Raw genomic sequence first — 24,674 nt, forward strand, 5'->3', positions numbered from 1 at the left:
AAGCACGTATCACATGAGAATAATTTCAATGGCAGCGCTGTTAATGATGCTTTTCATAACAGCCTGTAAAAAAGATAAAGTGTATGAGGATCCTTATGCCGGAGGTAAAGAATCACTGGGCGTAACGCTAAGTACGGAAATACCCAATCCGTCGGAGGCTGCACCAGGTACTGTGATCACCTTTAAAGGCAAGGGGCTGATGAAACACAAAGATTCCCTGCTGTTCAACTTTAATGGAGAAGCCGCGGAGATTGTAAAAGTGGATTCTACCGGCATACAGGTGAAAGTGCCTGCTACAGCCAGTACCGGTGTGACTTCTGTAACGATCGGCGACCAGATCTTCTTCGGACCTCTTTTCAGGGTGAAGGGCAACCTGGACATTGATAACAACTATAAGGTGGTGGTAGGCGCCAACAGCTGGGTGAGTGATGTATATCGCTTCGCGGATGGCAGAATATTGTTGGTAGGTGATTTCCTGGATTATGAACGTAAGGGCATCGTAAGACCTATCAGCAGAATTGTACTGACCTCCCGCGACGGTGAAATGGATCGTAGTCTGCAGTCAGGCAGAGGCGCAGACGGCTCGCTGAACAGTATAGCGGCATTACCTAGCGGTAAGCTGGTAGTAGGCGGCAGCTTTGCTTCCTACGATATTCACCAGGCAGAGGCCCACAATATCACTGTACTGAATAGTAACGGTTCGCTTGACTCCATGAGTGTGAACACTTTTACTAAAAAGGACACCGTACCTTCTTTCAATGGCGGTACTGATGGAAGGATCAGCCGGGTCTTTGTATATAATAACCGTATTACCGCTGTCGGTAGTTTCAATTATTATCTGCGCTTCGTATATGACAGATCAGATTATCTGCAGGAAAGAGATTCACTCGTTACTGACAGTATCCTGGTACGCCAGCTGATACGCTTTTATCCAGATGGTACGCTGGATACTTCCTTTAACTATGACCTGGTGCGCCACAGGAGTTTTGATGGCCCTAATGGGCCTATCAGTGATGCGTATCAGCAGGCTGACGGGAAGATCATCATCGTGGGTCGCTTTACCCGCTATAACGGCCAACCGGCACCTTATATCGCACGTTTGAACCTGGATGGTAGCCTGGACCCCGGCTTTGGTGGCAGTGGCGCTGACAACGATATTATTTCTATCCGTTATAATGAGACTACACAACGATTTGTACTGGCGGGCAACTTTGATAAGTTCGATGGTACTGCACATAGTGGGTTGGTGATGTTGCGGTCGGACGGTACACCGGATGAGCAGTTTGTTGCTGCACCGAGAGCAAGTAATGAACTGTACTACTGCGCACAGCAGTTAAGCAATGGACTGATAGTTGTTAACGGTAGTTTCACCCGCTACGACAATGTACACCGCAGTGGGTTTATGGTGTTGGACAAAACCGGCAAACTGGCGCAGGGATATAACAATACCGCTGATTTTTCAGGTGTCCTGCTCAGGGTATTTGAAACCATCAACACCTCCGGACAAACGCAGGCCCTCATTTTGGGAAGGTTTAGCCGCTTTAATAATAAAGAGATCAGTAACGTGGTCCGCCTGTTATTCAAATGATAAAATTATCCGCATATATGAAGAATTTCAACCGGCTGGCAGTGATCATTACGGTTATACTGCTTTCAGCCTGTAACAAGGGCTATGACAGGTTGCTCGATGAGAGGGAATATGAAGATACGACAGGTGTGACAGGTAAGCAGCCGAAAATACTGTTTCTCGTGGTAGATGGCGCCCGTGGGGAATCAGTACGGAGTGCGCAGGCATCACACCTGCTTGAACTGGGCGATAATGCTATCTATTCCTGGAACAGCATCAGCGATACCCTTAGCCTGGATGCTACCGCATGGGCCGATCTGCTGACAGGTGTACGTAAGGAAAAACATGGTGTGGTAAAAAGTGATTTCAGCGATAACCGGCTTGGGCAATATCCTGTCTTTTTCAAATACATTAAAGCACGTATGCCTGCATTCAGAATAGCGGCGTATAGTGCTACAGATTCGCTGGGTAAAATGCTGATCACCGATGCAGATGTGAACCGGACCTTTAGTAATGACGATAACGCAACAGAACAGGCCATCCTCGATGAACTGAAGATAGATACGGCAGGATTGGTTTTCGGTCAGTTCAGTCAGGTGGCTACCGCCGGTAAGACTTATGGTTATGATGCCAGCATACCGGAATACAAGGCAGCTATCCTGCATGTGGATGAATATATTGGCAACATTATGAATGCGCTGCGGCAACGTAAAAACTATCAGCATGAGAACTGGCTGGTGGTAGTAACATCCGGCAAAGGCGGTCCTTTCAACATCTCTCCTGATGACGATGATGGCACCATTCTCAGTAATCCGAAGGTGAACACTTTCACTATTTTCTATTCCCCCCGTTATATGCCAAACTTTATAGACAGGCCTTATACGGGAGCCCGTTATACCGGCAAGGCGGTACGCCTCTATGGTAAAACAGCTACGGATGCTGTATATGCAACCATTGATACAGGGAAGGAAGACCTGGCCATTGGCAAGACCAATGAAGTGACCATTGCACTAAAGATCAAAAAGAACAAGACTGTTTATGGTGATTATTCCTATACCTATCCTAATATCATTGGAAATAACCTGTCGCTGGACTGGTGGAAGAATACCGGCTGGGCCATGTCCCTGGAAACAAACGGCTGGGGTGTACACTACGGGCAGGCCGGCGCTGGCTTTAACATGGTGACCGGCGCCAATATCAGTGATGGTAAATGGCATGACCTGACAGCGGTGTTCCTGAACAGGGACAATAAACGTTTCATCCGGCTGTTCACCGACGGCAACTTTAATACGGAGACGGAGATCACTTCTTACGGCAACTTTGATACGAACGATCCGCTGACACTGGGATATGTACCGGGCAATGTAACAGATGATAACCGCTGGCTGAATGCCTATATTACGGAGATCCGTTTCTGGCGGGCTGCCTTGCCAGACGATGTGATCAAGGAATATGTCTGTGCAGAGGAATTACCAACTTCTCATCCTTATCATGACTACCTGATAGGATACTGGCCCTGCAGGGATGGTTTTGGCGGCGTATTCAGGGATCAGTCGGAATACAAGCACGATTTTAAGATACATAATAACTACCAGTGGGACGACTTCAGTGACCTGATGTGCCCCAGCTCAGCCTCCAACCTGTCGCAGCTTGTACCGCAACCGGTGGATGTGGCACGGCAGATCATGAACTGGCTGCAGATAGCGGTAGATACCAAATGGCAGATGGACGGCAGGGTATGGGTAACATCCTACACCTCTATCTGATTATATTTTTTTAACTGCAAATACGCTGATATGAGTCGCAATATGCTCCCTGTGTTGTTACTGCTGCTGTTGTCCGGTATATTGTCCTGTAAAAAGGATGATAAGTTCCAGGATGAGCAGCTAAGCCCTGTGAATGTGTCCATTCAAAGCACAAACGGGCGGATAGCCGTGCCTTCGGGCAACAATTATATTAAGACAACAGATTACCTCAATATACCAGTTAAGATCGTACTCTCTGCTGCTGCGCCGAAGATCTTCACGATGGATGTGCAAGTGAACAATGATACTATCATGCACATGATAGAACAGCAGCAGCTGGGAGATGCGGTATTGCTGGAAGATGTCTATTACCAGTTGCCCAAAACGGCGGAGATCCGGTTTGGCATAGATACGTTTACATTGCCTTTGCAGATCAGTATGCAGGCTGTTGAACGGTATTATGGCAAGACGCTGGCGCTGGCAGTGGGCCTTTCTGATGTTGGTAAGGGCAATACGCTGGATGCCAAAGGTAAGATGGCTATTTTGCTGATCAACACCACAGAAATTATCCGGCAGGAAGATATTCATTATATCTCCTTTACGGCGGCAGGTAGCGTGTTACAGCAACCTTCGGGGACTGATCATACGCTGGGCACCAACGAAGTGGTACTGCCGGTGAGTGTAACGCTGGGAGGAGTAGCAGGTGGCGCCTTTACCGTGAATGTCAGTGCAAGTCCTGATACAGCGCAGAAACTGATAGACAACGGTACATTGAGCGGGTCTGTGTTGCTGAAAGAAGGAGATGATTACAGCATCCCATCGACGCTGACATTCCCTGCCAATACCAATACGGCAAGATTTAACCTGGTGGTGAAAACAGATGCATTGAAAAGGAATGCACAGAATAAACCAGTGCTGGCATTAAGTCTTAGCAGCCCCACCCGGCACCTGCTGGATGCGGAACGTAGTGCCATTGTCATGGCATTGGATCCTTCCAGACTGATTGAAACAGATATCACCAATACCAATATCAGTTATAAGACACAATATGAGAACACCAGTAATGCGAATGAAACATCAGGTAAGCTGATCGACAACAACATCAACTCGAAGTTCCTGTTGTTTAATTTCTCTACTGTTTGGGCGCAGCTGGAGTTTGCCACTCCGCAAACTACCGGCGCCTATACCATGACGTCTGCCAATGACGCCCCGGAACGTGATCCCAAGAACTGGACACTGGAGGGGTCGGACAATGGTACCGACTGGACGGTGTTAGACACACAAACGGACCAGTCTTTTGGCTCCAGGTTCCTGACGGTGAAATATACATTCAACAACCAGGTAGCGTTTAAATTCTACCGCCTGAATGTATCTGCCGTGAAAAACAGCACATTATTCCAGCTGGCCGAGTGGCGGCTTTTAAAACGTCCATAATACTTTTCCTGTTCCCTCAGAATCAGGAGGTTTAGATCCAGAGGCCGGTTATTGCCGGCCTCTTTGTATGTGAACAATACGGGAGTAGTAGGTTTAATAAGATCAGGTTCTGATCAGGTACAAACTTCGCTTAAGCTTCGCCTTAACAATGTTTCACCTATGTTCATCTTACGTTCATCCTACGTCTGTGAACGTAGGATGAACGTAAGATGAACATAGGTGAAACATTGTTTGTACGGTATCTGAACGAAGTTGAGGTGATATCTGGACGAGTTTATATGCAAGATAAACCGAAAAGAAGAGGAGCTGAAATCGGCAGCAGATTTGTATAAGATTATCTTTGCACAGACGGGATACCCCAGAAATAATAAAAAACATGAAAATAACACTGTTACAAGGCGATATTACCAAAATGGAAGTAGATGTTATTGTCAATGCGGCAAATACGTCCCTATTGGGCGGAGGCGGCGTAGACGGCGCGATCCATCGGGCGGGAGGACCAGCCATTCTGGAAGAGTGCCGTAAGATCAGGGATAAACAGGGAAGGTGTGCCGTAGGAGAAGCAGTGATTACGACAGCCGGCCGGTTGCCTGCGAAGTATGTTATTCATACGGTAGGGCCCGTGTGGAATAAAGGAAGTGATGAAGAGAAAGCATTACTCAGGGATGCTTATCAGAATAGCCTACGGCTGGCAGTCAGACATGATGTGAAGACCATTGCCTTCCCCAATATCAGTACAGGGGTATACCGTTTCCCTAAACAGGTGGCTGCGGAAATAGCGGTAGCCGCTGTGACGGATTTCCTGAGAACGGATAACAAGATAAGTAACGTGATATTCGTTTGCTTCGAAAAAGATAATTACGACATCTATTCTCAACTGCTTACCCAACAGGGAACCATATAGGCTTCCGCAGTACAGTGTGGATCAATGATACGGAGCGTGATGGCATATAAGGGCAGTCACGCTTTTCTTTTTTAAGATTCATTTAGTACTTTTTCCGGTAAAGTAACTGACCATGAAAAAATTCCCGTTATTCGTACTCCTGTTCTGTTTTACTGTACCGGTGCTTGCGCAACAATTCAATGGCCTGGATATGAACCTTGGCAACCTGTACCGTTTATCCGATGCAAAGACCCGCTCTATCAGCCCGGAAAATCTTACCGGGGAGAAAGGTAAAGGAGGGATGGCTACTCCTCAGAAAGATGCAGCTGTCAATACCGCTAATGCCTCTCATGCAGCGCGTGAATTGGGGCAGGGATGGAAGGTGAATCCTTTTGTTATTATCAAACCAGGACAAACATTTACGCTCGGAGAAATAAGCGGTCCGGGCGCTATTCAGCATATCTGGATGACACCGACCGGTGTATGGCGTTATTCTATCTTGCGGATATACTGGGATGATGAAAAGGAACCATCTGTAGAATGCCCGGTAGGCGACTTCTTCGGCATGGCCTGGAATGAATACGCACCCTTGAATTCTATGGCAATCACTGTCAATCCCGGGAGTGCCTTTAACAGCTATTGGATGATGCCTTTCCGGAAGAAATGCCGTATTACGATGGAGAACATCAATACAGAACAAATGACACTGTATTACCAGGTGGATTATACGCTGACAGATGTGCCTGATGATGCCGCCTACTTCCATGCACAGTTCCGGCGTACAAATCCTGATACCACATCAGATTATGTGCTGGTAGATAACATCCGGGGAAAGGGACAGTATGTTGGCACCTTTATGGCCTTGGGAGTGAATAATTCCGGCTGGTGGGGAGAAGGAGAGATCAAATTCTTTATGGACGGTGATACGAAGTTTCCCACCATTTGCGGAACAGGTACGGAAGACTATTTCTGTGGCTCTTATAACTTCGATAGGGGAGGTAAGTATACGGAGTTCTGTACGCCTTATGCAGGCTTGCACCAGGTGATACGTCCTGATGGTACGTACCGGGCGCGGCAGCGTTTTGGCATGTATCGCTGGCATATCATGGACCCTATCCGTTTTGAAAAGGAACTGCGGGTAACTATCCAGGACCTGGGCTGGAGGGAAGGAGGAAGATATCTGCAGCAGCATTCAGATATTTCTTCGGTTGTATATTGGTACCAGACAGAACCGCATCAGCCATTCCCGAAACTACCAGTAAAGGATAAACTGGAAGTTTATTAGGCGAGGGCTTTCGCTAACACATTTTCCAGCTGTTTGCACAGTTCACCAAAGCTGGAAGGTTTGGTCAGGAAATGTGATGCGCCCAGTTCGGCAGTTTCAATGCCATCTTTTTCTCTTAACGAAGTGGTGAAAATAACGACAGGAATATTACAATAGGTAGTGTTCTTTTTGATTGCAGCCAGGAACTGTTTGCCATTCATCTTAGGCATGTTCAGATCCAGGAAGATAAGGTCGCATTGGAGGCTGCCACTTTCCAGCATCCGTAAACCTTCTTCTCCATCGGAAGCAAAGTGGCAGGTAGCGGCGCTATCCACAATGGACATGGCCTCTCCAAAAAGCTCCTGATCATCCATGTCATCGTCTACCAGTAAAATTACTTTTTTTGCCATACGTGCCGCAAAATTAGTGATAAATCGCCAATCTATGGCGGGTTTAGACAGAATGTTTATGCGTGCCAGATATTAGAAAAATGGCAAATGAGTATGTTACTTGGCCGATGTAGTATATACTGCAGTAAAGATATGTAAGTTGCTGCTGCAGGATGATCATATACTGCTGCAAGGTTACCTCTCCGTCTCACAGCCCTTGCAGCAAACGCAGTACGGGTAGATGCGTTGCTAATATGATAAAATAGAATGGCTTATGATTATTATTAATTGTTGTAACTTTTTTTGAAGGAAATATCGTATATTCAATAGTCGCAAATAGTCTATAATGCAATGCTGCACTGGGATTTCAGTGTTGCAGGGAACCCAGCTGATCCCCTGTAGGGTACGTAAAAAGTTAACCTGATTGAAATGGAAGACAATGTTTACTGGCGCATACTCAACGCGCTGTCTTTGAAATTGTGTTCATGCTTTACTCACCCAGGTGTTCAGGTAGTTAACCGCCAACATTACTGCAATGATTCCGCAGCACAATCTGTAAGCTGGTTGAATATGCATCCCGGATAGATAGTATGAATGCAATTGTCCCTACCAAGTTCTCTTCCTCATTTAATAATAACTAACATGAAACTAGACGTTAACTTTAATCCACTCTTGACATTTCAACAAACTGAAACTGTACCTGCAGCCCTTGAGCATTATCTGTCATCAGAGAAACCTCCGTTATTTTATACTGCGCCCCAGTGCAACGTATTGATACAGCAAATGCAGCTTTTTGAAAGAAATTTCTGGTATACTGTTATCAACGCCACAGAAGATAACCTGCTACTGAGATTTGACCTGGTACCTGGTCTGAGCAAATTATTGATCTACACTATTCAGAATGATGATGAAATGATGTTCCTCCATCAGGACATAGGAATTGATATCGGAGAGAACGACTATTGTTACCTGGGAGGCGGCTTTCAGTCAAAAGACCTGCGGGTGCTGGTAAGTAAAGGTACATACCAGTCGCTGGCTTTCCCTTTCTCTCCTGAACAGGATGATAGTGAAGGTATGAAGAGTGCAGAAACTTTTTCGTTCGTAAACAAATTTCTTTTCGCGCTGGGTCTCCTGAATACAGAGACCAGGAAGTAGCGGGAAGATGCCATTTATTCTATCATAAAAACCTTACCAATATGCCAATTGAGTTCCGATTGCCTGACCATTTAGTGCAGGACGTTGTGGTAACGCATGCCGTACCGGCTTGTTACCGTAAAATGAGATTGCCCATTGAAGATACTGCAGCATTGTTCTTATCCGGTAAGTGGGGTGCTTTGCTTAAACAGAAGGTACAGGTTGCAGATAGCTTTTATTGCGAGTTATATGCTGAACCGTTGACTGATATGGAATTGTTGCTCTCTGTCACAAAGCCGGTCATTATTATGCAGACAATGATGACCGGCAGCATACGTATTATACATGGAGACAACCGCATGCAGTTGCAACCAGGAAAGGTAGGTATGCAGTATCTGACCCCGGGTGTTACTTACACTATCAGCCTGACGGCAGGACAACACTACCGCAGCGTTTATTTCCAGGCGCCTGCGACCATGCTGGAAGAGCTGAGTGATACCTATCCGCAGCTGACTGACATGTTGCAGACCGTAAAGGCCGGTAATGGATTTTCGGCACATCTGCCCTACATCCGGTTGAGCGCCGCTATGCGCAGCGAAATTGAGAAGATGAAGAATTGCCCGCTGACGGGTCAGGCACGTGCGCAGTACTACAATAATCGCATCAGTGATGTGGTGATCGCTTACCTGGATAGTATGCACCGTATTACTTTACAGGATAGCAGGCTGATATTGCTGCATGAAAAAGAGATCGACGAGTTTATTGAAAGGGTGGATAAATGCCCGGAAGAACATGTGAACGTAGAACAACGCGCACATGCCCTGGGATTGACAGAACGTGCATTGGAAAATGCTTTTAAGTTGAAGCTGGGCAGTACGGTGAAGATCTATATACTGCAGCAGCGTGTAGAAAAGGCCAAACAACTTTTGCTGGCTACCATGCATACAATAACAGACATTGCGATGGAGGTTGGTTATGCTGATCCTTCTTATTTTATTCGGGTTTTTAAACAGACCGAGGGCGTTACGCCAGGACGGTATAGAAGTGATCACAGTGCGGCTATATAGCTGTATATAGGACAAAAGAAATAAAAAGTTGCCGACTATTTGCCGCCTTTGTGCTATCCGTTTTATTCATGACTAGCGATATTTGAGTTATAAGATTATCCCCTGTATAAAAAGCCATTACATTCAGCATAGTTAATACCACAAAAGAAGTATTCTTATGAAAGATCTCTAAAGAGCCTTGTTTGTAGATTGATTTTCAGGTCTTCTTTAAACCGTCATAGCGTAACATATTTTGCCTTTTCATAATAATGCGGGCAGGCATTCTTCCGGGATGCTGTTTTCCTCAACTACTTACGGAGTAAGTATGCCTGCAGGAGATCAATCAGCCGGATGTCCACTCCTTTGCCTGTGCAAAGGTTTGGAATCCGCTGACTGAGAGGGGCCGAACAGCTTTTTTTAATGGTATATTGAGGATATTTAGCTGTTCTGCCTGTCCAGGCGGGACATTCTGAACTGACTACATTATAGCCCATGGAGATGGTCATCCGATGGGGTACCCATCAAAATGTGAAGCTTGTTCGTAAACATTTTTTAAGCGTTAGTCTTTCAGCCTGCCGCCTTTCTTTATCCATTGCATCAACCCCGCTGAATGGCGGGCTGTACTTCCGCAATACAGTTATATATTGACTCAATGTTCCCTCGTTAACCTCGTGAGTCAGTGACTGTATTTTTAATCGTTCCGGGAGAATTGCCATCAGGCTTTTTTCCCGGAATTTGTATTTTCTTTCCGCTGCTCACAACCTGTCCTGGAAATGCCCGGTATTTGTTATCTTATAGCCCACAAATCAACTCTCCATGAAGTATCCTGCATTATTATGCTTAGCGTTATGCTGCCTGTTCCTGCAGGCTTATGCCCAGAAAAGGGTTCACGTTATACCAGAACCGGTGTCTGTACAAGAACAACCGGGTGAATTTATTGTCGACAATAATGTCGCTATTACTACCACATCAACGGATAAACAGCTGGCCGGTACCCTGCAGTGGTTTTCCGACCATGTAAACACCGCCACCGGGTTCCGTTTAAAACAAACGCGGCAGCCGGGTGCAAAGGCGATTAACATCGTCCTGAAACAGGGCGAAAAAGCGGAAGGGTATACCCTTGCTGTAACACCCAAAGAGGTGACCCTGACGGCAGGGAGTCCGGCAGGTGTTTTTTACGGCTTGCAGACCTTATTGCAACTGCTGCCACCGGATATTGAGAGCAGCAAACAGGTGGCCCGCACCTGGACAATTCCCTGTGCCACCATTACAGACTATCCCCGGTTTGGATGGAGAGGACTGATGCTGGACGTAAGCCGTCATTTCTATACGAAGGAAGAGGTGAAGCGCTACATAGATGAAATGGCTAAATACAAGTACAACATCTTCCACTGGCACCTGAGCGATGACAATGGCTGGCGTATAGAGATCAAGAGCCTGCCGGAGCTGACGAAGACCGGTGCATGGCGTGTACCACGTACCGGCAGATGGGGCAATTTTGAAGTGCCTCAACCGGGAGAAGCTGCCACTGACGGTGGTTTCTATACACAGGAAGACATAAAGGAGGTGTTAGCCTATGCCCAGGCCCGTTATATCACCATCCTGCCCGAAATAGATGTACCTGCACATAGCCTGGCTATGATCGCTGCATATCCTAACCTGTCCTGTACCCAGTTGCAGTACAGCGTCAATCCTGGTAGTCATTTCTATAAAGCTGAAGACAATGCATTATGTATAGGCAATGATTCTGTTTTCCTGGTACTGGATAAGGTCTTCACCGAAATAGCCGCCTTATTCCCGTTCAACTACATTCATGTGGGCGGAGATGAAGCGTATAAAGGCTTTTGGGATAAATGTCCGAAGTGCCAGAAAAGAATGGGAGAAGAGCATCTGAAGAATGTAGATGAGCTGCAGAGTTACTTTGTGAAACGGATGGAAAAGATGCTGAAAAGCAAAGGTAAAAAGCTGATAGGATGGGATGAGATCCTGGAAGGTGGATTAGCCCCTGAAGCGACCGTTATGAGCTGGAGAGGTATGAAAGGTGGTATTGAGGCAGCAAAACAGAATCATCATGTTGTCATGAGCCCCTGGGCCTTTTGTTACCTCGACCTGTACCAGGGAGATCCTGCTGCGGAACCACCCACCTATGGTATGTGTCGTTTGACTGATTCATACAACTACGATCCGGTACCGGAAGGAGTAGAGGAGCAATACATCCTCGGCGGACAGGGAAATCTGTGGACAGAATCCGTGTCAAATTACAGGCATATTCAATACATGACCTGGCCAAGAGCATTGGCACTGTCAGAAGTATATTGGAGCCCGAAATCAAAGCGCAACTGGGACGATTTCATCAACAGAATGGAAATGGAATTCGTACGCATGGATACTGCCCATATTAAATATTCGCGTAGTGCCTGGAATGCGATCGTAAATCCTCAGCAAAACAATGGCGGAGAAGTGTCAGTACAGTTATCGACCGAGATCAAAGGATTGGACATCTATTACACGTTTGATAATTCTGATCCTGATAACTGGTACCCGCGTTATACGGGACAGCCACTGGTTTTTCCAAAGGGAGCAACAAATTTGAGTATCATTACTTACAGGAATGGAAAGCCGGCAGGAGAGCAGGTTACCGTTAGTAAAGAAGAGCTGTTAAAACGATTAAAAGATAACTGATTAATACCCAGCCGGGTAATTGTAAAAGCGTCGTCTGAGTTATCAGACGGCGCTTTACTGTATTACATATATAATATTTTTATTCTTTTTTCAGAAAACAATTCCTTACTTTGAATAGAAATTTAACTATCCGGAAAACCTGATGACGATACCAATTAGGAGCTTACTTCCCTCGGTAGCTCTAACCATTATTTATTGCCTGGTCTCTTCTATTTTTATTCATGCAAAGAATAACAGTATTACAGACAGTGAGCTTTGTACCCAGCCAATAGGAATGCAAGTGAACAACAGGAACAGTGGGGGGGCTGGAGCCCGTGACATGGATACAACGCCTGTTGTTACTACTATTTCTACCACTGCTGCCAATGGTATTTATGGTGTTGGAAGCACAATTATCTTTCATATTACTTTCGATCATGTGGTGAGGGTAAGCGGTGGGACGCCAGCCCTGACATTGGCCACAAATGCAAATAGCACTGCTTTATATATTTCCGGAGATAGTACCAATACCCTTGCTTTTGCCTATACTGTAAATACAGGAGATACCACTGCCAGACTGGATTATACTGGTACGGATGCATTGCTCTTCAATGGCGCTGTTATTCGTGGTAGTGGTGGCTCCATTGCTTCATTGTTATTGCCTGTACCCGGTAGTGCAGGTTCTATTGCGGGACAGCGTTCTATTGTCATTGATGGAAATGCACCTGCCGCACCTGTGATTAGGATACCTGTCAGCAATACCATCTTCAATACGACCGATATGCTCATCAGTGGTACAGCTGAACCGAATAGCCAGATCACTGTATATATAGACGGCAATGTACTGACTACCGCCACTACTGATGCCGGTGGCAGTTGGTCTTCGGCTTTTACGGCCAATTCCCTCGCTGACGGCAATCACAATATCAGGGCTACCGCTACTGACATGGCGAAGAATGTAAGTCCGCAGAGTATAGCTATTCCCATCGTAACAGATGTTACCATTCCCGGCGCTATGTCGGTGGCGATATTATCCAATAACCAGAATCCTGCTTATGCCACTACAGGCGATGTAATCACCGTGTATTTCACGGTAGATGATGATATCTATGTGCCGCAGATCACGGTATTGGGGCAACCTGTCACTGTCAGTATGGTGGGTGCAAAAGAATACGTTGGCAGGTACACGGTAACTGCCACTGATCCTGATGGAACGGTGCCGTTCTCCATAGACTTTAAAGATCTTCACGGAAATGCAGGCGCCACTATCACTGCTACAACAGACAACAGCAAGGTATTTATTGACAGAAAACGACCGGCTGTTACCCTGAATACAATAGAGACTTCACCGCTGAGGCGTGCATTTCTCGTTTACATCAGTTTCAGTGAGGCAATCGCTGATTTTGACCTGAGTTACCTGACTGCTACTAATGCTACTATTTCTGATCTGACCAGTGTCAGTAACAATGTAATGACCGTACTGGTCACTCCGCTGTACGATGGTATGGTCACCGTGAAGCTGGCAGCTAATGCCGCCCACGACGTAGCCGGTAATCCCAGTCTGGCATCAGAAGATCTGCAGGTGGAAGCGCTTTTCGGCGGCTATTTTGAGAAGGTGTACCCAAATCCTGCATCAGGTATTATGCATCTTCACTTCACCGGTACAGTGAATGAAAAAGCTAAAGTGACCATGACAAGTTTCATGGGCGTGCTGGTATATGAAAAAGACCTGCAGATGGATAATAAGACGCTGACAGTGGATGTGAGCAGTCTGGAGCCGGGAGCGTACATCATGAGAATTACATCAAAGAATTATAATTTTTATACCAATGTAATGGTTGTTCATTGACCTTATCCGGTGCGTAATTGCACTGTTATTTTAACACTTCTTAATATTTCCCCTGCATTTTTTGTGCTGTACCATTACGCACAAGCATAGATGGAATTCCTGTGTAATTATTTATTGATGCGTGTCTCAGGGATTGTCTCTTAGTCAGGAATACACATTGTTATGTATGATCTAAATGAAAATAATTTCCGGCAACGATTGCGTAAATAAAAAGGCCGGCTTTCTTCTTCAAGCGGGCAGATTTTAATAGTTTGTTCTGTCAGCTGTATGATTTAAATTCCTTGTTATGAAGAAATATGTTCGTCTTATTTCCGTATTGCTTTTACTATTGCCCGTCTGTGTACATGCGCAGGATACGCGTAAGCGTCTTGTGGTAGCGCAGGATGGCTCCGGCGATTACCAATCGATACAGGAAGCAGTGAATGCTGTACGTGATTTTACGTATTTCCGTGTCACGATCTTTATCAGGAAGGGAATATATCATGAAAAATTGTGCATCCCATCCTGGAAGTGTAGCATCACTCTGGAGGGAGAAGACCGCGACAGCACCATCATCACCAACAGTGATTACTGGGGTAAGCCCTATCCCGGTAAGGACATGTCCGGCAGGGATAAATTCGGCACATTTACTTCGTATACAGTATTAATAGCGGGGGATGATATTATAGCAGAAAACCTGACGTTTGAAAATGCTGCCGGTCCTGTGGGGCAGGCCGTAGCCCTGCATGTGGAGGGAGATCGCTGTGTCTTCCGTAACTGCCGCCTGTTGGGCAACCAGGATACGCTATATGCAGGAAGGGCAGATAGCAGGCAATATTACAAAGATTGTTTTATCGCCGGTACGACAGACTTCATCTTTGGTGCGGCAACCGTATGGTTTGAAGGCTGCACCATCCATAGTAAAAGAGATTCTTACATTACTGCTGCCTCTACAACAGAACGACAACCATATGGCTTTGTATTCAATCACTGTACATTGACGGCGGATACCATTGCGAAAAAGGTTTACCTGGGGCGTCCATGGCGGCCTTATGCCGCTACGCTGTTCATGCATTGTACGCTGGGGGCACATATCCTGCCACAGGGATGGCATAACTGGGACAAACCGGAGAATGAGCAGACGGCCAGGTATGCGGAATACGAGAATACCGGCGATGGTGCGGGTAGTCGTCAGCGGGTGGCATGGTCAAAACAACTAAGTGCTAAGGAAGCGAAGAATATTACACTCATTAAAGTATTTGGCAATTGGGATCCTTTGAGGCAATAGCAGCGCTATGTATTTTCTTCCTTACATCTTTTTGGGCAAAAGGGAATTGGCCCTGCCTTTACCTATGTTTTCAGTACCAGATTTAAACCTGCTGCTATCTGTTTTCATGCATGATGTATATTGAATTTTTCTTTTAGCAAGTTAAGGGCAATTTCTTTCTCCCGAACTTTTCCTAGACGCATTGTATCTACCAGGGCAAATAATTCATACAGTTCGGGATCCCTGACGGCGGCTTTTACTGCATTAGGATATAATGGAATAATGGATTCACCCTTGACCTCCCCTTCGGGATAAGGCCAGACAACCATTTCACTTGATTGATTCGTCATGAGGTGTTTGGACATAACGGGAGATGAAAATGCTGTTGGTACGCCTATAGCAATCGCCCCTTTGATAGCAGGAAAAACATGAGATAATCCATACCGGATGAATTCAAGGAATGTTTTTCTCAAAACTTTTCTCTTAGACGGGTCGATAAGTTCTGCAAGAGCATACCTTTGTAAGGAATAACTTATTTCCGAAGGACTCAAAAGCAAGACTTCTGCAATATCCTTGTTCATCCAATCGGAAGGAGAGATGATTATTTTTAACAATACGGCAATGTCTTGTGGCCGCATTCCATTATGTTGAATCACATTTCAAAGATAATAAATTCATGATTCATGAATTATGAATTGCCTTTATTTTAAGTAGCTTTCCAGGAACTACAGCATAGACCATCGCATTCCCCTATGAATTTATTCCCTACCTTAGTTCCCTCTTGTAAACCTTAAAAACACAGTTATGAAGAACCCGAAGCGCTTGCTGGTAGCATCTTTGTTACTGGCTGCCCTCAGCGTGAAGGCACAAAATACGAAGCAAACCTTCGTCAGCAATCTGATCAAACGCATGACCCTGGAAGAGAAAATAGGGCAGCTGAATCTGCTCACCAGTGATATGGACGTAACGGGTCCTTTTATGAAACCGGGTTATAAAAAAGACATTGAAGCCGGTTTATGCGGTTCGATCTTCAATGCATATACGCCCCAGTATACCCGTCAGCTACAGGAGATGGCTATGAAAACAAGGTTGAAAATACCGCTGTTATTCGGCTACGACGTCATCCACGGACACAAGACTATTTTCCCCATTCCTTTAGGAGAAGCCTGCACCTGGGACATGGCCCTGCTGGAGCAGAGCGCCAGGATTGCCGCACAGGAAGCAAGCGCTGATGGGTTGCACTGGACATATTCCCCAATGGTGGATATCGCCCGTGATCCCCGCTGGGGCCGCGTAGCGGAAGGTGTGGGAGAGGATACCTGGTATGGCACCCAGGTGGCAAAAGCCAAGGTAAAAGGTTACCAGGGATCAGACCTGTCTGCCAACAACACCATCCTGGCCTGTGTGAAACACTTTGCTTTATACGGTGCCATTGAGGCGGGCCGTGACTATAATACCGTCGACATGAGCCGCCGGCAAATGTACCAGTATTACCTGCCGCCTTATAAGGCGGCTATAGACGCCGGAGTGGCTACTGTCATGACATCCTTTAACGAAATTGACGGCACACCTGCTACCGCTAATAAGTGGCTGCTGACAGACCTGCTGCGGAAAGAGTGGGGATTCAAAGGCTTCGTGGTGACAGACTATACCGCTATCAACGAAATGATCTCCCATGGCAATGTAAAAGACGAATATGAGGCAGGTGCAGCTGCGCTGAATGCCGGTGTGGATATGGATATGCAGGGAGGTGTTTTTGCTGGTCAGTTGAAAAAGCTGCTGAAAGACGGAAAGGTGACACAGAAAGAGATCGACAGTGCAGTATATCGTATCCTGGCGGCAAAATATGACCTGGGTTTGTTCCAGGACCCATTTAAGTACTGCAACACCGACAGGGCAGCAAAAGAGATCATGTCTGCAGAGAACCTGGCTGCTGCCCAGAAGATAGCAGAACGCTCGATTGTACTGCTGAAGAATGAAAACCAGTTGCTGCCTTTGAAAAAGGATGCGAAGATCGCATTGATCGGGCCACTAGCGAATAGTCAGCGGGATATGATCGGTAACTGGTCGGCGGCAGGCGACTATAGCAAGGCGGTGACCATACTGGAAGCCTTGAAACAGCGTGCTGCCAATGTGCAATATCTGCCTGGAGCGCATTATACAGGGGATACTACCTTACTGAAAAGAGCTACGCAGAAAGCCAGACTGGAAGCAGTTGATACGGCTGATAGTCAGCAGATGCTGGCTGCAGCAGTGGAACTGGCGAAACAGTCTGACATTGTTGTAATGGCGCTGGGAGAGTCCCAGGGAATGACTGGAGAGGCAGCCAGCCGGTCTGATATCAGCATTCCGGAGAACCAGGAGCAACTGCTGAAGGCCGTATACGCTACCGGTAAACCCGTGGTACTGGTACTGATGAACGGTCGCCCGATAACGCTGGAATGGGAAGATGCCCATATTCCGGCTATCCTGGAAACCTGGTTCCTGGGTACCCGGGCAGGTAACGCCATTAGCTCAGTGCTGTTCGGCGATTATAATCCGGCAGGTAAACTGACCATGAGCTTCCCCCGGAATGTAGGCCAGATACCGATCTACTATAATCATAAGAATACCGGCCGTCCGCTGAACCCTAATAATAAATACTCCACCAAGTACCTGGATACTGACAATGAGCCGCTATACCCCTTCGGTTATGGACTGAGCTATACAAAATTCACCTATGGCGAAATAAAGCTGAGCAAACAACAGATCACAGCGGCTGATAAGCTGCAGGTGAGCGTACTGGTGACTAACAGTGGTAATTATGATGGGGAAGAAGTAGTACAGCTCTATATCAGGGACCTGGTAGGGTCGGTTACGCGGCCTGTAAAGGAGCTGAAAGCGTATAAAAAAATCGCCCTGGCCAAAGGAGAAACCCGGACGGTGACCTTTGATATATCTGTGGAGGACCTGAAGTTCTACGATAAAGATATGCGCTGGAAAGCAGAACCTGGCGATTTTACAGTATTTGTAGGTACTAATAGCAGGGATGTACAGTCGGCAGGGTTCACATTAAAATAATGGTGGATAAGGCAAAAATTAGTTTGATTATTCAAAATTGTTATTAACTTCGCATCGTTATTTCAAATTATGAACATTACCGTACATACACATCATCACCATCATTTCTTACCAAGCAGGTAGGCTGGGATGATTTTATGTATTACATAATAAGATATTAAAACATCATCAGGGGCTTACCAAACGGTAAGCCCCTTTTTGTTTTCACCGAACATTGTTAAAAACATGAAACTGAGAATTGCCATTCAGAAATCCGGTCGCTTACACGACGACTCTATCAAACTGTTGAAGGAATGTGGTATCGACATCAACAACGGTGTTAACAAACTGAAAACGGAAGCCAGCAACTTTCCGCTGGAAGTCTTCTTCCTGCGTGATGATGATATCCCGCAATACGTAGAAGATGGTGTGGCAGATATCGGTATCGTAGGTGAAAATGTGATCCTGGAAAAGAACCGTCCTGTGAAAGTGGCGGAGAAACTGGGATTCGGTAAATGTCGCCTGTCATTGGCTGTGCCAAAATCCGCAGAGTACAACAGTGTGAAGGATATGGACAAACTGCGTATCGCCACCAGCTATCCGGTGATATTGCAGCATTTCCTGAATGAACACAACATCACCGCTGAGATCCATGAGATCAGTGGTTCAGTGGAGATCGCTCCTGGTATCGGGCTGGCAGACGCTATTTGCGATCTGGTAAGCAGTGGTTCAACACTGTTCATGAATGGCCTGAAGGAAGTTGAAGTGATCCTGAAATCTGAAGCGGCCCTGATCAGTAATGGTAACCTGACGGCAGAGCAGGACGCACTGCTGCAAAAACTGTTGTTCCGCATCCAGGCAGTAAAAAAGGCAAAGAACAATAAATATGTGCTGTTGAACGCACCGAATGATAAACTGAAGGAGATCATCGCACTCCTGCCGGGTATGAAAAGCCCCACTGTATTGCCACTGGCAGAAGAAGGCTGGAGCTCTGTACATTCTGTGCTGAACGAAAATGCTTTCTGGGATATTATTGAAAACCTGAAAGCAGCTGGTGCACAGGGTATCCTGGTAGTACCAATTGAAAAGATGATCATATAGGCAGTGATCATTGTATTCGTTACTGATCATTCGTCATTCGTAATAGTTCAACCGTAATTGATTATACCATGCTTGTATTCGAATATCCAGAACGTGCACAATGGCCGGCGTTACTCCAACGTCCGGTGTTAGATACAACAGCGCTGGAAACCAGCGTAGGTAATATCCTTGCCGCAGTAAAGCAGGAAGGGGATGCTGCAGTGCGCAGGTATGCGCAGCAGTTTGATAAAGTACAATTAGATGCACTGGAGGTGACGCCTGCGGAATTTGCACATGCTACCAGTATACTGGATGCCGCGCTGAAAAAGGCGATCCTCCAGGCGAAACATAATATAGAAGTCTTTCATAAAGCCCAGCAGGAACAAAGCAGGATCATTGAAACCATGCCGGGCGTACAATGCTGGCGTAAGCCGGTGGCTATTGAAAAAGTAGGCCTGTATATCCCAGGAGGTTCTGCCCCGCTATTTTCCACTATCCTGATGTTGGGCATACCAGCTATGATTGCAGGCTGTAAGGAGATCATCCTTTGCACACCATCCAATGCGGCGGGTGAAGTACATCCGGCCGTATTATTTGCAGCACAGGAAGTGGGTGTGGAGCGTGTTTTCAAAATAGGTGGTGTACAGGCAATCGGTGCAATGGCTTATGGTACGGAAAGCGTACCACATGTACATAAGATCTTTGGTCCGGGTAATCAGTATGTAACCTGTGCCAAACAGCTCGTCAATAAAAGCGGTGTAGCGATCGATATGCCTGCAGGTCCATCCGAAGTAGCTGTACTGGCAGATGAAACCTGCGTGCCTGCTTTTGTAGCCGCCGATCTTCTATCACAGGCGGAACATGGTCCTGACAGCCAGGTACTGCTGGTAACAACAGCGCCGGACATCATTAAATCGGTGCAACAGGAAGTAGCTGAGCAGCTGGCGCAATTGCCACGTAAGGATATTGCAGCACTGGCGTTGGATAACAGCCGTATCATCCTTGTAAAGGATACGGCCGAAGCCATGGAGCTGCTGAACGCCTATGCTCCCGAACACCTGATCGTTGCCTGCAAGGATGATATCGCCATTGCTGATGCGGTGGTGAATGCAGGTTCGGTATTCCTCGGGAACTATTCTCCTGAAAGTGCAGGTGATTATGCTTCCGGTACCAATCACACCTTGCCAACGAATGGTTATGCTACTGCATACAGTGGGGTATCGCTCGATAGCTTCGTGAAGAAGATCACCTTCCAGCGCCTCACACAGGAAGGACTACAGCATATTGGTGCTACTATCGAAACCATGGCTGCTGCAGAAGGCCTGGACGCTCACAAGAATGCAGTGACCGTTCGCCTGAAACAAAAGACTCAACTATAAAATCTGTTATCAATGTTCGATCTTAATAGCTTACTACGCGATAATATAAAACGCCTGGTGCCTTACTCCACCGCCAGGGATGAATTCAAAGGAGAGGCTTCCATCTTCCTGGATGCCAATGAAAACAGTTTTGGTTCCCCGCTGCCTGTGGCTTATAACCGCTATCCTGATCCTATGCAGTGGAAAGTGAAATATAAACTGGCAGATATCAAAGGTGTGCCACCACAGAATATCTTCCTCGGTAATGGTAGTGATGAAGTGATAGATGTACTGTACCGCTCTTTCTGTCGCCCGGGTGTTGACAACGTTGTGTTATTCCCACCTACCTACGGTATGTATGAGGTGAGCGCTAATATCAATGATGTGATCGTGCGGAAAGTATCCCTGACACCGGACTACCAGATTGATATGGCTGCCTTGCAGGAAGCAGTAGACGAGCGTACAAAGCTGATCTTCATCTGCTCTCCCAACAACCCTACCGGCAATTCGATCAACCGTTCTGACATAGAAATGATCCTGAATAATTTTGACGGCATCGTTGTAGTTGATGAAGCATACATCAATTTCGCCCGTCAGAAGACATTCATTTCTGAATTGACAGAATATCCTAATCTCGTTGTGATGCAAACCCTTTCCAAGGCATGGGGACTGGCAGCCCTGCGTGTGGGGATGGCGTTCGCTGGAGAAGAGATCATCAATGTGCTGAATAAAGTAAAGCCTCCATATAACATCAACCAGGCGGCACAGGACCTGGTGCTGGAAGCGCTGGATAATATCAACCAGGTGAATGAATGGATTAAGGATACCGTAGTGGAAAGAGATAAACTGGCAGCTTCCCTGATGAATCTTCCGCAGGTACTGGAAGTGTATCCGAGTGATGCAAACTTCCTGCTGGCAAAGACAGTAGATGCAAAAGGTATCTACAATTACCTGGTGGAAAAAGGCATCATTGTACGTGACCGTTCCAAAGTGGAATTGTGCAATGGCTGCTTACGTATCACCGTAGGTACGCCGGAAGAGAATGTAACCTTGCTGGAAACGATCGCACAGGTTACTGTATAATACCGAACATCTATCACAAACAGTTCGCCGCTGTTTACAACATAACAACACAGCTATAATGAAAAGAGTGCTCTTCATAGACAGGGATGGTACCATGATCAAAGAAGTACCACCTACATACCAGATCGACAGCCTTGAGAAGATAGAATTCTATCCGAAGGTGTTTACTTACCTTTCCCGCATTGCTGCGGAACTGGATTACGAACTGGTAATGGTGACCAACCAAGATGGTCTGGGTACTGCCAGCTTTCCTGAAACAGATTTCTGGCCATCACAGCACTTCATTCTGCGGGCTTTTGAAAATGAAGGGGTGAAATTCGATGCTATACATGTTGACCGCACCTTCCCTCATGAGAATGCGCCTACCCGCAAGCCTGGTACAGGTATGCTGACGCAATATTTCTCTGCGGACTATGACCTGGCCAATTCATTTGTGATCGGCGACCGCATCACAGATGTACAGCTGGCGAAGAATCTGGGGGCTAAAGCTATCTGGATAAATGAAGGCACCGGTTTAGGCAATGCGGAGGTCGATTCCAATGCCCAGGCATTGAAAGAGGTGATCGCGCTGGAATCTACTGACTGGGAGAAGATCTATGAGTTCCTGAAATTAGGGCTGCGTACCATTTCCCATACGCGTACTACCAAGGAGACAGATATCTTCATTGGCCTGAACCTGGATGGTACCGGTAAGGCGGATATCAGCACCGGGTTGGGATTCTTTGACCATATGCTGGACCAGATTGCCCGTCATGGCAGTATTGACCTGACCATCAAGGCAAAGGGTGATCTGCATATTGATGAGCACCATACCATTGAAGATGTGGGTATTGCGCTGGGAGAAGCGATGGCGCAGGGACTGGCAGATAAGAGGGGTATTGAAAGATATGGATTCTGCCTGCCGATGGATGATTGTTTGGCGCAGGCTGCTATTGATTTTGGTGGCAGGAACTGGATTGTATGGGATGCGAAGTTTAACAGGGAGAAGATAGGGGAGATGCCGACAGAGATGTTCTTCCATTTCTTTAAATCCTTTTCTGATGCGGCAAAGTGTAACCTGAATATCAAAGCAGAAGGGGAGAATGAGCACCATAAGATTGAGGCGATCTTTAAGACGTTTGCGAAGGCAATAAAAATGGCGGTGAAGAGAAATCCGGCAAATATGCAGTTGCCGAGTACGAAGGGCGTGCTGTGATTTTTGGCTTATTAGATTATGAAATTGCAGTAGAAAGCCAGGAACTTGTCACTTCATAAAATATTTCAAAAAAAATTTGCATGTTTTCAAAAAACACCGGATATTTGTTCCGCAAGAAATTAAAACATGATAACAAATATTACAAACAAGCATTGGTGGTGGCACAATATCAGTTCCTGATAAGGTGTTACAGTGCCATGTTTCGTAATGAAATATAATTGGAAGGCTCGCTGTTACACAGCGGGCCTTCTTCGTTTTAGATAGTCACCCAATTTAACTCAACCACAAACCATGGGTAGTATTCAAGTAAAATCAAAATCAAAGAAAATGCTGGCAGACGTATTCACGCCTGTTGGTATCTATTTGCGGCTCCGCGACAAGTTTCCTGGTACCGTACTGCTGGAAAGTACAGACTATCGCGCCAGTGAAAACAGTTTCTCCTTCATATGCATCCAGCCTATCGCTGGCATCGAAGTAACCAGCACCACAGATTTTGAATTTAAGTATCCTAATCTCCCGCCGGAAAGGAAACAACTGAAGAATAAACAAAGTGTGTTGAATGAGCTGCAAAAATTCCTCGGTAACTTCTCTTTCACCGATAAGCCAGTACTGCCTGTAGTGCAAAGTTTATTCGGATATAGCACATTTGATTCAGTACAGTTCTTCGAAACGATAGAATTTAACAAGGATAAACAGAACGGTAATACCATCCCATTGATGCGATATCGTTTTTATCAATACATCATCGCCATCAATCACTTTAAAGATGAGCTTTATCTCTGTGAGAATGTGGTGGAAGGCCTTGATAGCGAATTTGATCTCATAGAATCCCTGATAAGACAGAAAGACGTACCGACATACAATTTCAAAGCAGACGGGGAGGAAGAGAGTAACCTGACGAATGAACAATATATGGAGATCGTCGAAAAAGGTAAACAACACTGCTTCCGCGGAGACGTTTTCCAGGTAGTACTCTCCAGAGCCTTCCAGCAAAAATTCAAAGGCGACGAATTCAATGTGTACCGTGCTCTCCGCTCTATTAACCCTTCCCCTTATCTCTTCTTCTTCGATTACGGCGATTATAAATTAATGGGCTCTTCGCCAGAGGCACAGCTGATCATTAAGGATAATAAAGCCACTATTCACCCTATTGCAGGCACCTTCAAACGTACAGGCGATGATGAGCAGGACAGACAGCTGGCAGCCAGACTGCTGGAAGATCCGAAAGAGAATGCAGAACATGTAATGCTGGTAGACCTCGCCAGGAATGACCTGAGCAGACTGGCAACAGATGTGGAAGTAGAATCCTACAGGAAGATACAGTACTACTCACACGTGATTCACCTGGTGAGTGAAGTGACAGGTAAGATACAGCCGGGGCTGAATCCCTTCTCTTTGCTGGCAGCTACTTTCCCTGCAGGAACATTGTCGGGTGCACCGAAATACAGGGCCATGGAAATCATTGATGAAAATGAACCAACTGCAAGAGGCTTCTACGGAGGCTGTATCGGATCAGTAGGATTCAACGGTGATTTTAACCATGCCATCATGATCCGTTCTGTAATGAGCAAGGCTAACACATTATACTACCAGGCAGGTGCCGGTGTGGTAGCGAAATCTGTTGCATCATCCGAACTGGAAGAAGTGAACAATAAACTGAATGCATTAAAACAGGCCATTATACTGGCTCAAAATATCTGA

18 protein-coding genes are annotated in these 24,674 nt (G+C 46.2%); 16 read left to right on the forward strand and 2 right to left on the reverse strand.

The window, feature by feature from the left end; all coding sequences use genetic code 11:
* The first annotated feature begins 13 nt into the window (after positions 1–13).
* The 5 genes from CLV42_RS16345 (at position 14) to CLV42_RS16365 (ending at position 6,914) form a co-directional block, all read left to right on the forward strand.
* Positions 14–1,588: a DUF5008 domain-containing protein gene (locus CLV42_RS16345; RefSeq protein ID WP_106602993.1), complete on the forward strand. Its 1,575-nt coding sequence runs from the start codon at positions 14–16 to the stop codon at positions 1,586–1,588.
* A 17-nt stretch (positions 1,589–1,605) separates the two neighbouring features.
* Entirely contained in the window at positions 1,606–3,333 is a 1,728-nt protein-coding gene (locus tag CLV42_RS16350) for an alkaline phosphatase family protein (RefSeq protein ID WP_170117539.1), read from the forward strand.
* A 30-nt stretch (positions 3,334–3,363) separates the two neighbouring features.
* Positions 3,364–4,746, forward strand: coding sequence for a discoidin domain-containing protein (locus CLV42_RS16355; protein WP_106602995.1), 1,383 nt, complete (start codon positions 3,364–3,366; stop codon positions 4,744–4,746).
* A gap of 376 nt (positions 4,747–5,122) precedes the next feature.
* The gene (locus CLV42_RS16360) at positions 5,123–5,650 is read left to right on the forward strand and encodes an O-acetyl-ADP-ribose deacetylase (protein ID WP_106602996.1); all 528 of its coding nucleotides are present in this window, start codon (positions 5,123–5,125) and stop codon (positions 5,648–5,650) included.
* A 112-nt stretch (positions 5,651–5,762) separates the two neighbouring features.
* Positions 5,763–6,914 (forward strand): glycoside hydrolase family 172 protein, encoded by a 1,152-nt coding sequence (locus CLV42_RS16365; RefSeq protein WP_106602997.1) that lies wholly within the window; start codon positions 5,763–5,765, stop codon positions 6,912–6,914.
* On the opposite strand, the gene CLV42_RS16370 is transcribed toward CLV42_RS16365, so the two are convergent.
* Complete coding sequence (locus CLV42_RS16370) at positions 6,911–7,303, reverse strand: response regulator (protein WP_106602998.1); 393 nt, start codon at positions 7,301–7,303, stop codon at positions 6,911–6,913. The genes CLV42_RS16365 and CLV42_RS16370 overlap by 4 nt on opposite strands.
* Positions 7,304–7,924: 621 nt before the next feature.
* Here CLV42_RS16370 and CLV42_RS16375 point away from each other — a divergent pair.
* From CLV42_RS16375 to CLV42_RS16400, 5 genes are all read left to right on the forward strand, one after another.
* On the forward strand, positions 7,925–8,437 hold the full coding sequence (locus CLV42_RS16375; RefSeq protein ID WP_106602999.1) for a hypothetical protein: 513 nt from the start codon (positions 7,925–7,927) through the stop codon (positions 8,435–8,437).
* 41 nt (positions 8,438–8,478) lie between these two features.
* Positions 8,479–9,483 carry an AraC family transcriptional regulator gene (locus CLV42_RS16380; protein WP_106603000.1) on the forward strand — a complete coding sequence of 335 codons (1,005 nt, stop codon included), beginning with the start codon at positions 8,479–8,481 and terminating at the stop codon, positions 9,481–9,483.
* A gap of 795 nt (positions 9,484–10,278) precedes the next feature.
* Complete coding sequence (locus tag CLV42_RS16390; protein ID WP_106603002.1) at positions 10,279–12,144, forward strand: beta-N-acetylhexosaminidase; 1,866 nt, start codon at positions 10,279–10,281, stop codon at positions 12,142–12,144.
* Positions 12,145–12,286: 142 nt separating this feature from the next.
* Positions 12,287–13,972, forward strand: a complete 1,686-nt coding sequence (locus tag CLV42_RS16395) for an Ig-like domain-containing protein (RefSeq protein WP_106603003.1) — start codon at positions 12,287–12,289, stop codon at positions 13,970–13,972.
* 286 nt (positions 13,973–14,258) lie between these two features.
* Complete coding sequence (locus tag CLV42_RS16400) at positions 14,259–15,239, forward strand: pectinesterase family protein (RefSeq protein WP_106603004.1); 981 nt, start codon at positions 14,259–14,261, stop codon at positions 15,237–15,239.
* A 104-nt stretch (positions 15,240–15,343) separates the two neighbouring features.
* On the opposite strand, the gene CLV42_RS16405 is transcribed toward CLV42_RS16400, so the two are convergent.
* Positions 15,344–15,856 (reverse strand): hypothetical protein, encoded by a 513-nt coding sequence (locus CLV42_RS16405; protein ID WP_106603005.1) that lies wholly within the window; start codon positions 15,854–15,856, stop codon positions 15,344–15,346.
* Positions 15,857–16,022: 166 nt separating this feature from the next.
* Between CLV42_RS16405 and bglX the strand changes: the two genes are divergently transcribed.
* The 6 genes from bglX (at position 16,023) to CLV42_RS16435 (ending at position 24,674) form a co-directional block, all read left to right on the forward strand.
* Positions 16,023–18,278: a beta-glucosidase BglX gene (bglX, locus tag CLV42_RS16410; protein ID WP_106603006.1), complete on the forward strand. Its 2,256-nt coding sequence runs from the start codon at positions 16,023–16,025 to the stop codon at positions 18,276–18,278.
* Between the two features lie 225 nt (positions 18,279–18,503).
* Positions 18,504–19,358: an ATP phosphoribosyltransferase gene (gene hisG / locus CLV42_RS16415; protein WP_106603007.1), complete on the forward strand. Its 855-nt coding sequence runs from the start codon at positions 18,504–18,506 to the stop codon at positions 19,356–19,358.
* A 68-nt stretch (positions 19,359–19,426) separates the two neighbouring features.
* On the forward strand, positions 19,427–20,716 hold the full coding sequence (gene hisD / locus CLV42_RS16420; RefSeq protein WP_106603008.1) for a histidinol dehydrogenase: 1,290 nt from the start codon (positions 19,427–19,429) through the stop codon (positions 20,714–20,716).
* Between the two features lie 12 nt (positions 20,717–20,728).
* Positions 20,729–21,778 (forward strand): histidinol-phosphate transaminase, encoded by a 1,050-nt coding sequence (gene hisC / locus CLV42_RS16425; RefSeq protein ID WP_211303468.1) that lies wholly within the window; start codon positions 20,729–20,731, stop codon positions 21,776–21,778.
* 58 nt (positions 21,779–21,836) lie between these two features.
* The gene (gene hisB / locus CLV42_RS16430) at positions 21,837–22,973 is read left to right on the forward strand and encodes a bifunctional histidinol-phosphatase/imidazoleglycerol-phosphate dehydratase HisB (RefSeq protein WP_106603010.1); all 1,137 of its coding nucleotides are present in this window, start codon (positions 21,837–21,839) and stop codon (positions 22,971–22,973) included.
* Between the two features lie 291 nt (positions 22,974–23,264).
* The gene (locus CLV42_RS16435; protein ID WP_106603011.1) at positions 23,265–24,674 is read left to right on the forward strand and encodes an anthranilate synthase component I family protein; all 1,410 of its coding nucleotides are present in this window, start codon (positions 23,265–23,267) and stop codon (positions 24,672–24,674) included.

Source organism: Chitinophaga ginsengisoli (assembly GCF_003014595.1).
Classification (GTDB): Bacteria; Bacteroidota; Bacteroidia; order Chitinophagales; family Chitinophagaceae; genus Chitinophaga; species Chitinophaga ginsengisoli.

Bases quoted from the DNA above. Each gene is read 5' to 3' on its own strand.
- CLV42_RS16360 (WP_106602996.1), top strand. From the start codon at position 5,123: ATGAAAATAACACTGTTACAAGGCGATATTACCAAAATGGAAGTAGAT.
- CLV42_RS16350 (WP_170117539.1), top strand. From the start codon at position 1,606: ATGAAGAATTTCAACCGGCTGGCAGTGATCATTACGGTTATACTGCTT.
- hisD (WP_106603008.1), top strand. From the start codon at position 19,427: ATGCTTGTATTCGAATATCCAGAACGTGCACAATGGCCGGCGTTACTC.
- CLV42_RS16390 (WP_106603002.1), top strand. From the start codon at position 10,279: ATGAAGTATCCTGCATTATTATGCTTAGCGTTATGCTGCCTGTTCCTG.
- hisB (WP_106603010.1), top strand. From the start codon at position 21,837: ATGAAAAGAGTGCTCTTCATAGACAGGGATGGTACCATGATCAAAGAA.
- CLV42_RS16345 (WP_106602993.1), top strand. From the start codon at position 14: ATGAGAATAATTTCAATGGCAGCGCTGTTAATGATGCTTTTCATAACA.
- CLV42_RS16395 (WP_106603003.1), top strand. From the start codon at position 12,287: ATGACGATACCAATTAGGAGCTTACTTCCCTCGGTAGCTCTAACCATT.
- CLV42_RS16400 (WP_106603004.1), top strand. From the start codon at position 14,259: ATGAAGAAATATGTTCGTCTTATTTCCGTATTGCTTTTACTATTGCCC.
- hisG (WP_106603007.1), top strand. From the start codon at position 18,504: ATGAAACTGAGAATTGCCATTCAGAAATCCGGTCGCTTACACGACGAC.
- hisC (WP_211303468.1), top strand. From the start codon at position 20,729: ATGTTCGATCTTAATAGCTTACTACGCGATAATATAAAACGCCTGGTG.
- CLV42_RS16405 (WP_106603005.1), bottom strand. From the start codon at position 15,856: ATGCGGCCACAAGACATTGCCGTATTGTTAAAAATAATCATCTCTCCT.
- CLV42_RS16365 (WP_106602997.1), top strand. From the start codon at position 5,763: ATGAAAAAATTCCCGTTATTCGTACTCCTGTTCTGTTTTACTGTACCG.
- CLV42_RS16380 (WP_106603000.1), top strand. From the start codon at position 8,479: ATGCCAATTGAGTTCCGATTGCCTGACCATTTAGTGCAGGACGTTGTG.
- CLV42_RS16370 (WP_106602998.1), bottom strand. From the start codon at position 7,303: ATGGCAAAAAAAGTAATTTTACTGGTAGACGATGACATGGATGATCAG.
- bglX (WP_106603006.1), top strand. From the start codon at position 16,023: ATGAAGAACCCGAAGCGCTTGCTGGTAGCATCTTTGTTACTGGCTGCC.
- CLV42_RS16375 (WP_106602999.1), top strand. From the start codon at position 7,925: ATGAAACTAGACGTTAACTTTAATCCACTCTTGACATTTCAACAAACT.
- CLV42_RS16355 (WP_106602995.1), top strand. From the start codon at position 3,364: ATGAGTCGCAATATGCTCCCTGTGTTGTTACTGCTGCTGTTGTCCGGT.
- CLV42_RS16435 (WP_106603011.1), top strand. From the start codon at position 23,265: ATGGGTAGTATTCAAGTAAAATCAAAATCAAAGAAAATGCTGGCAGAC.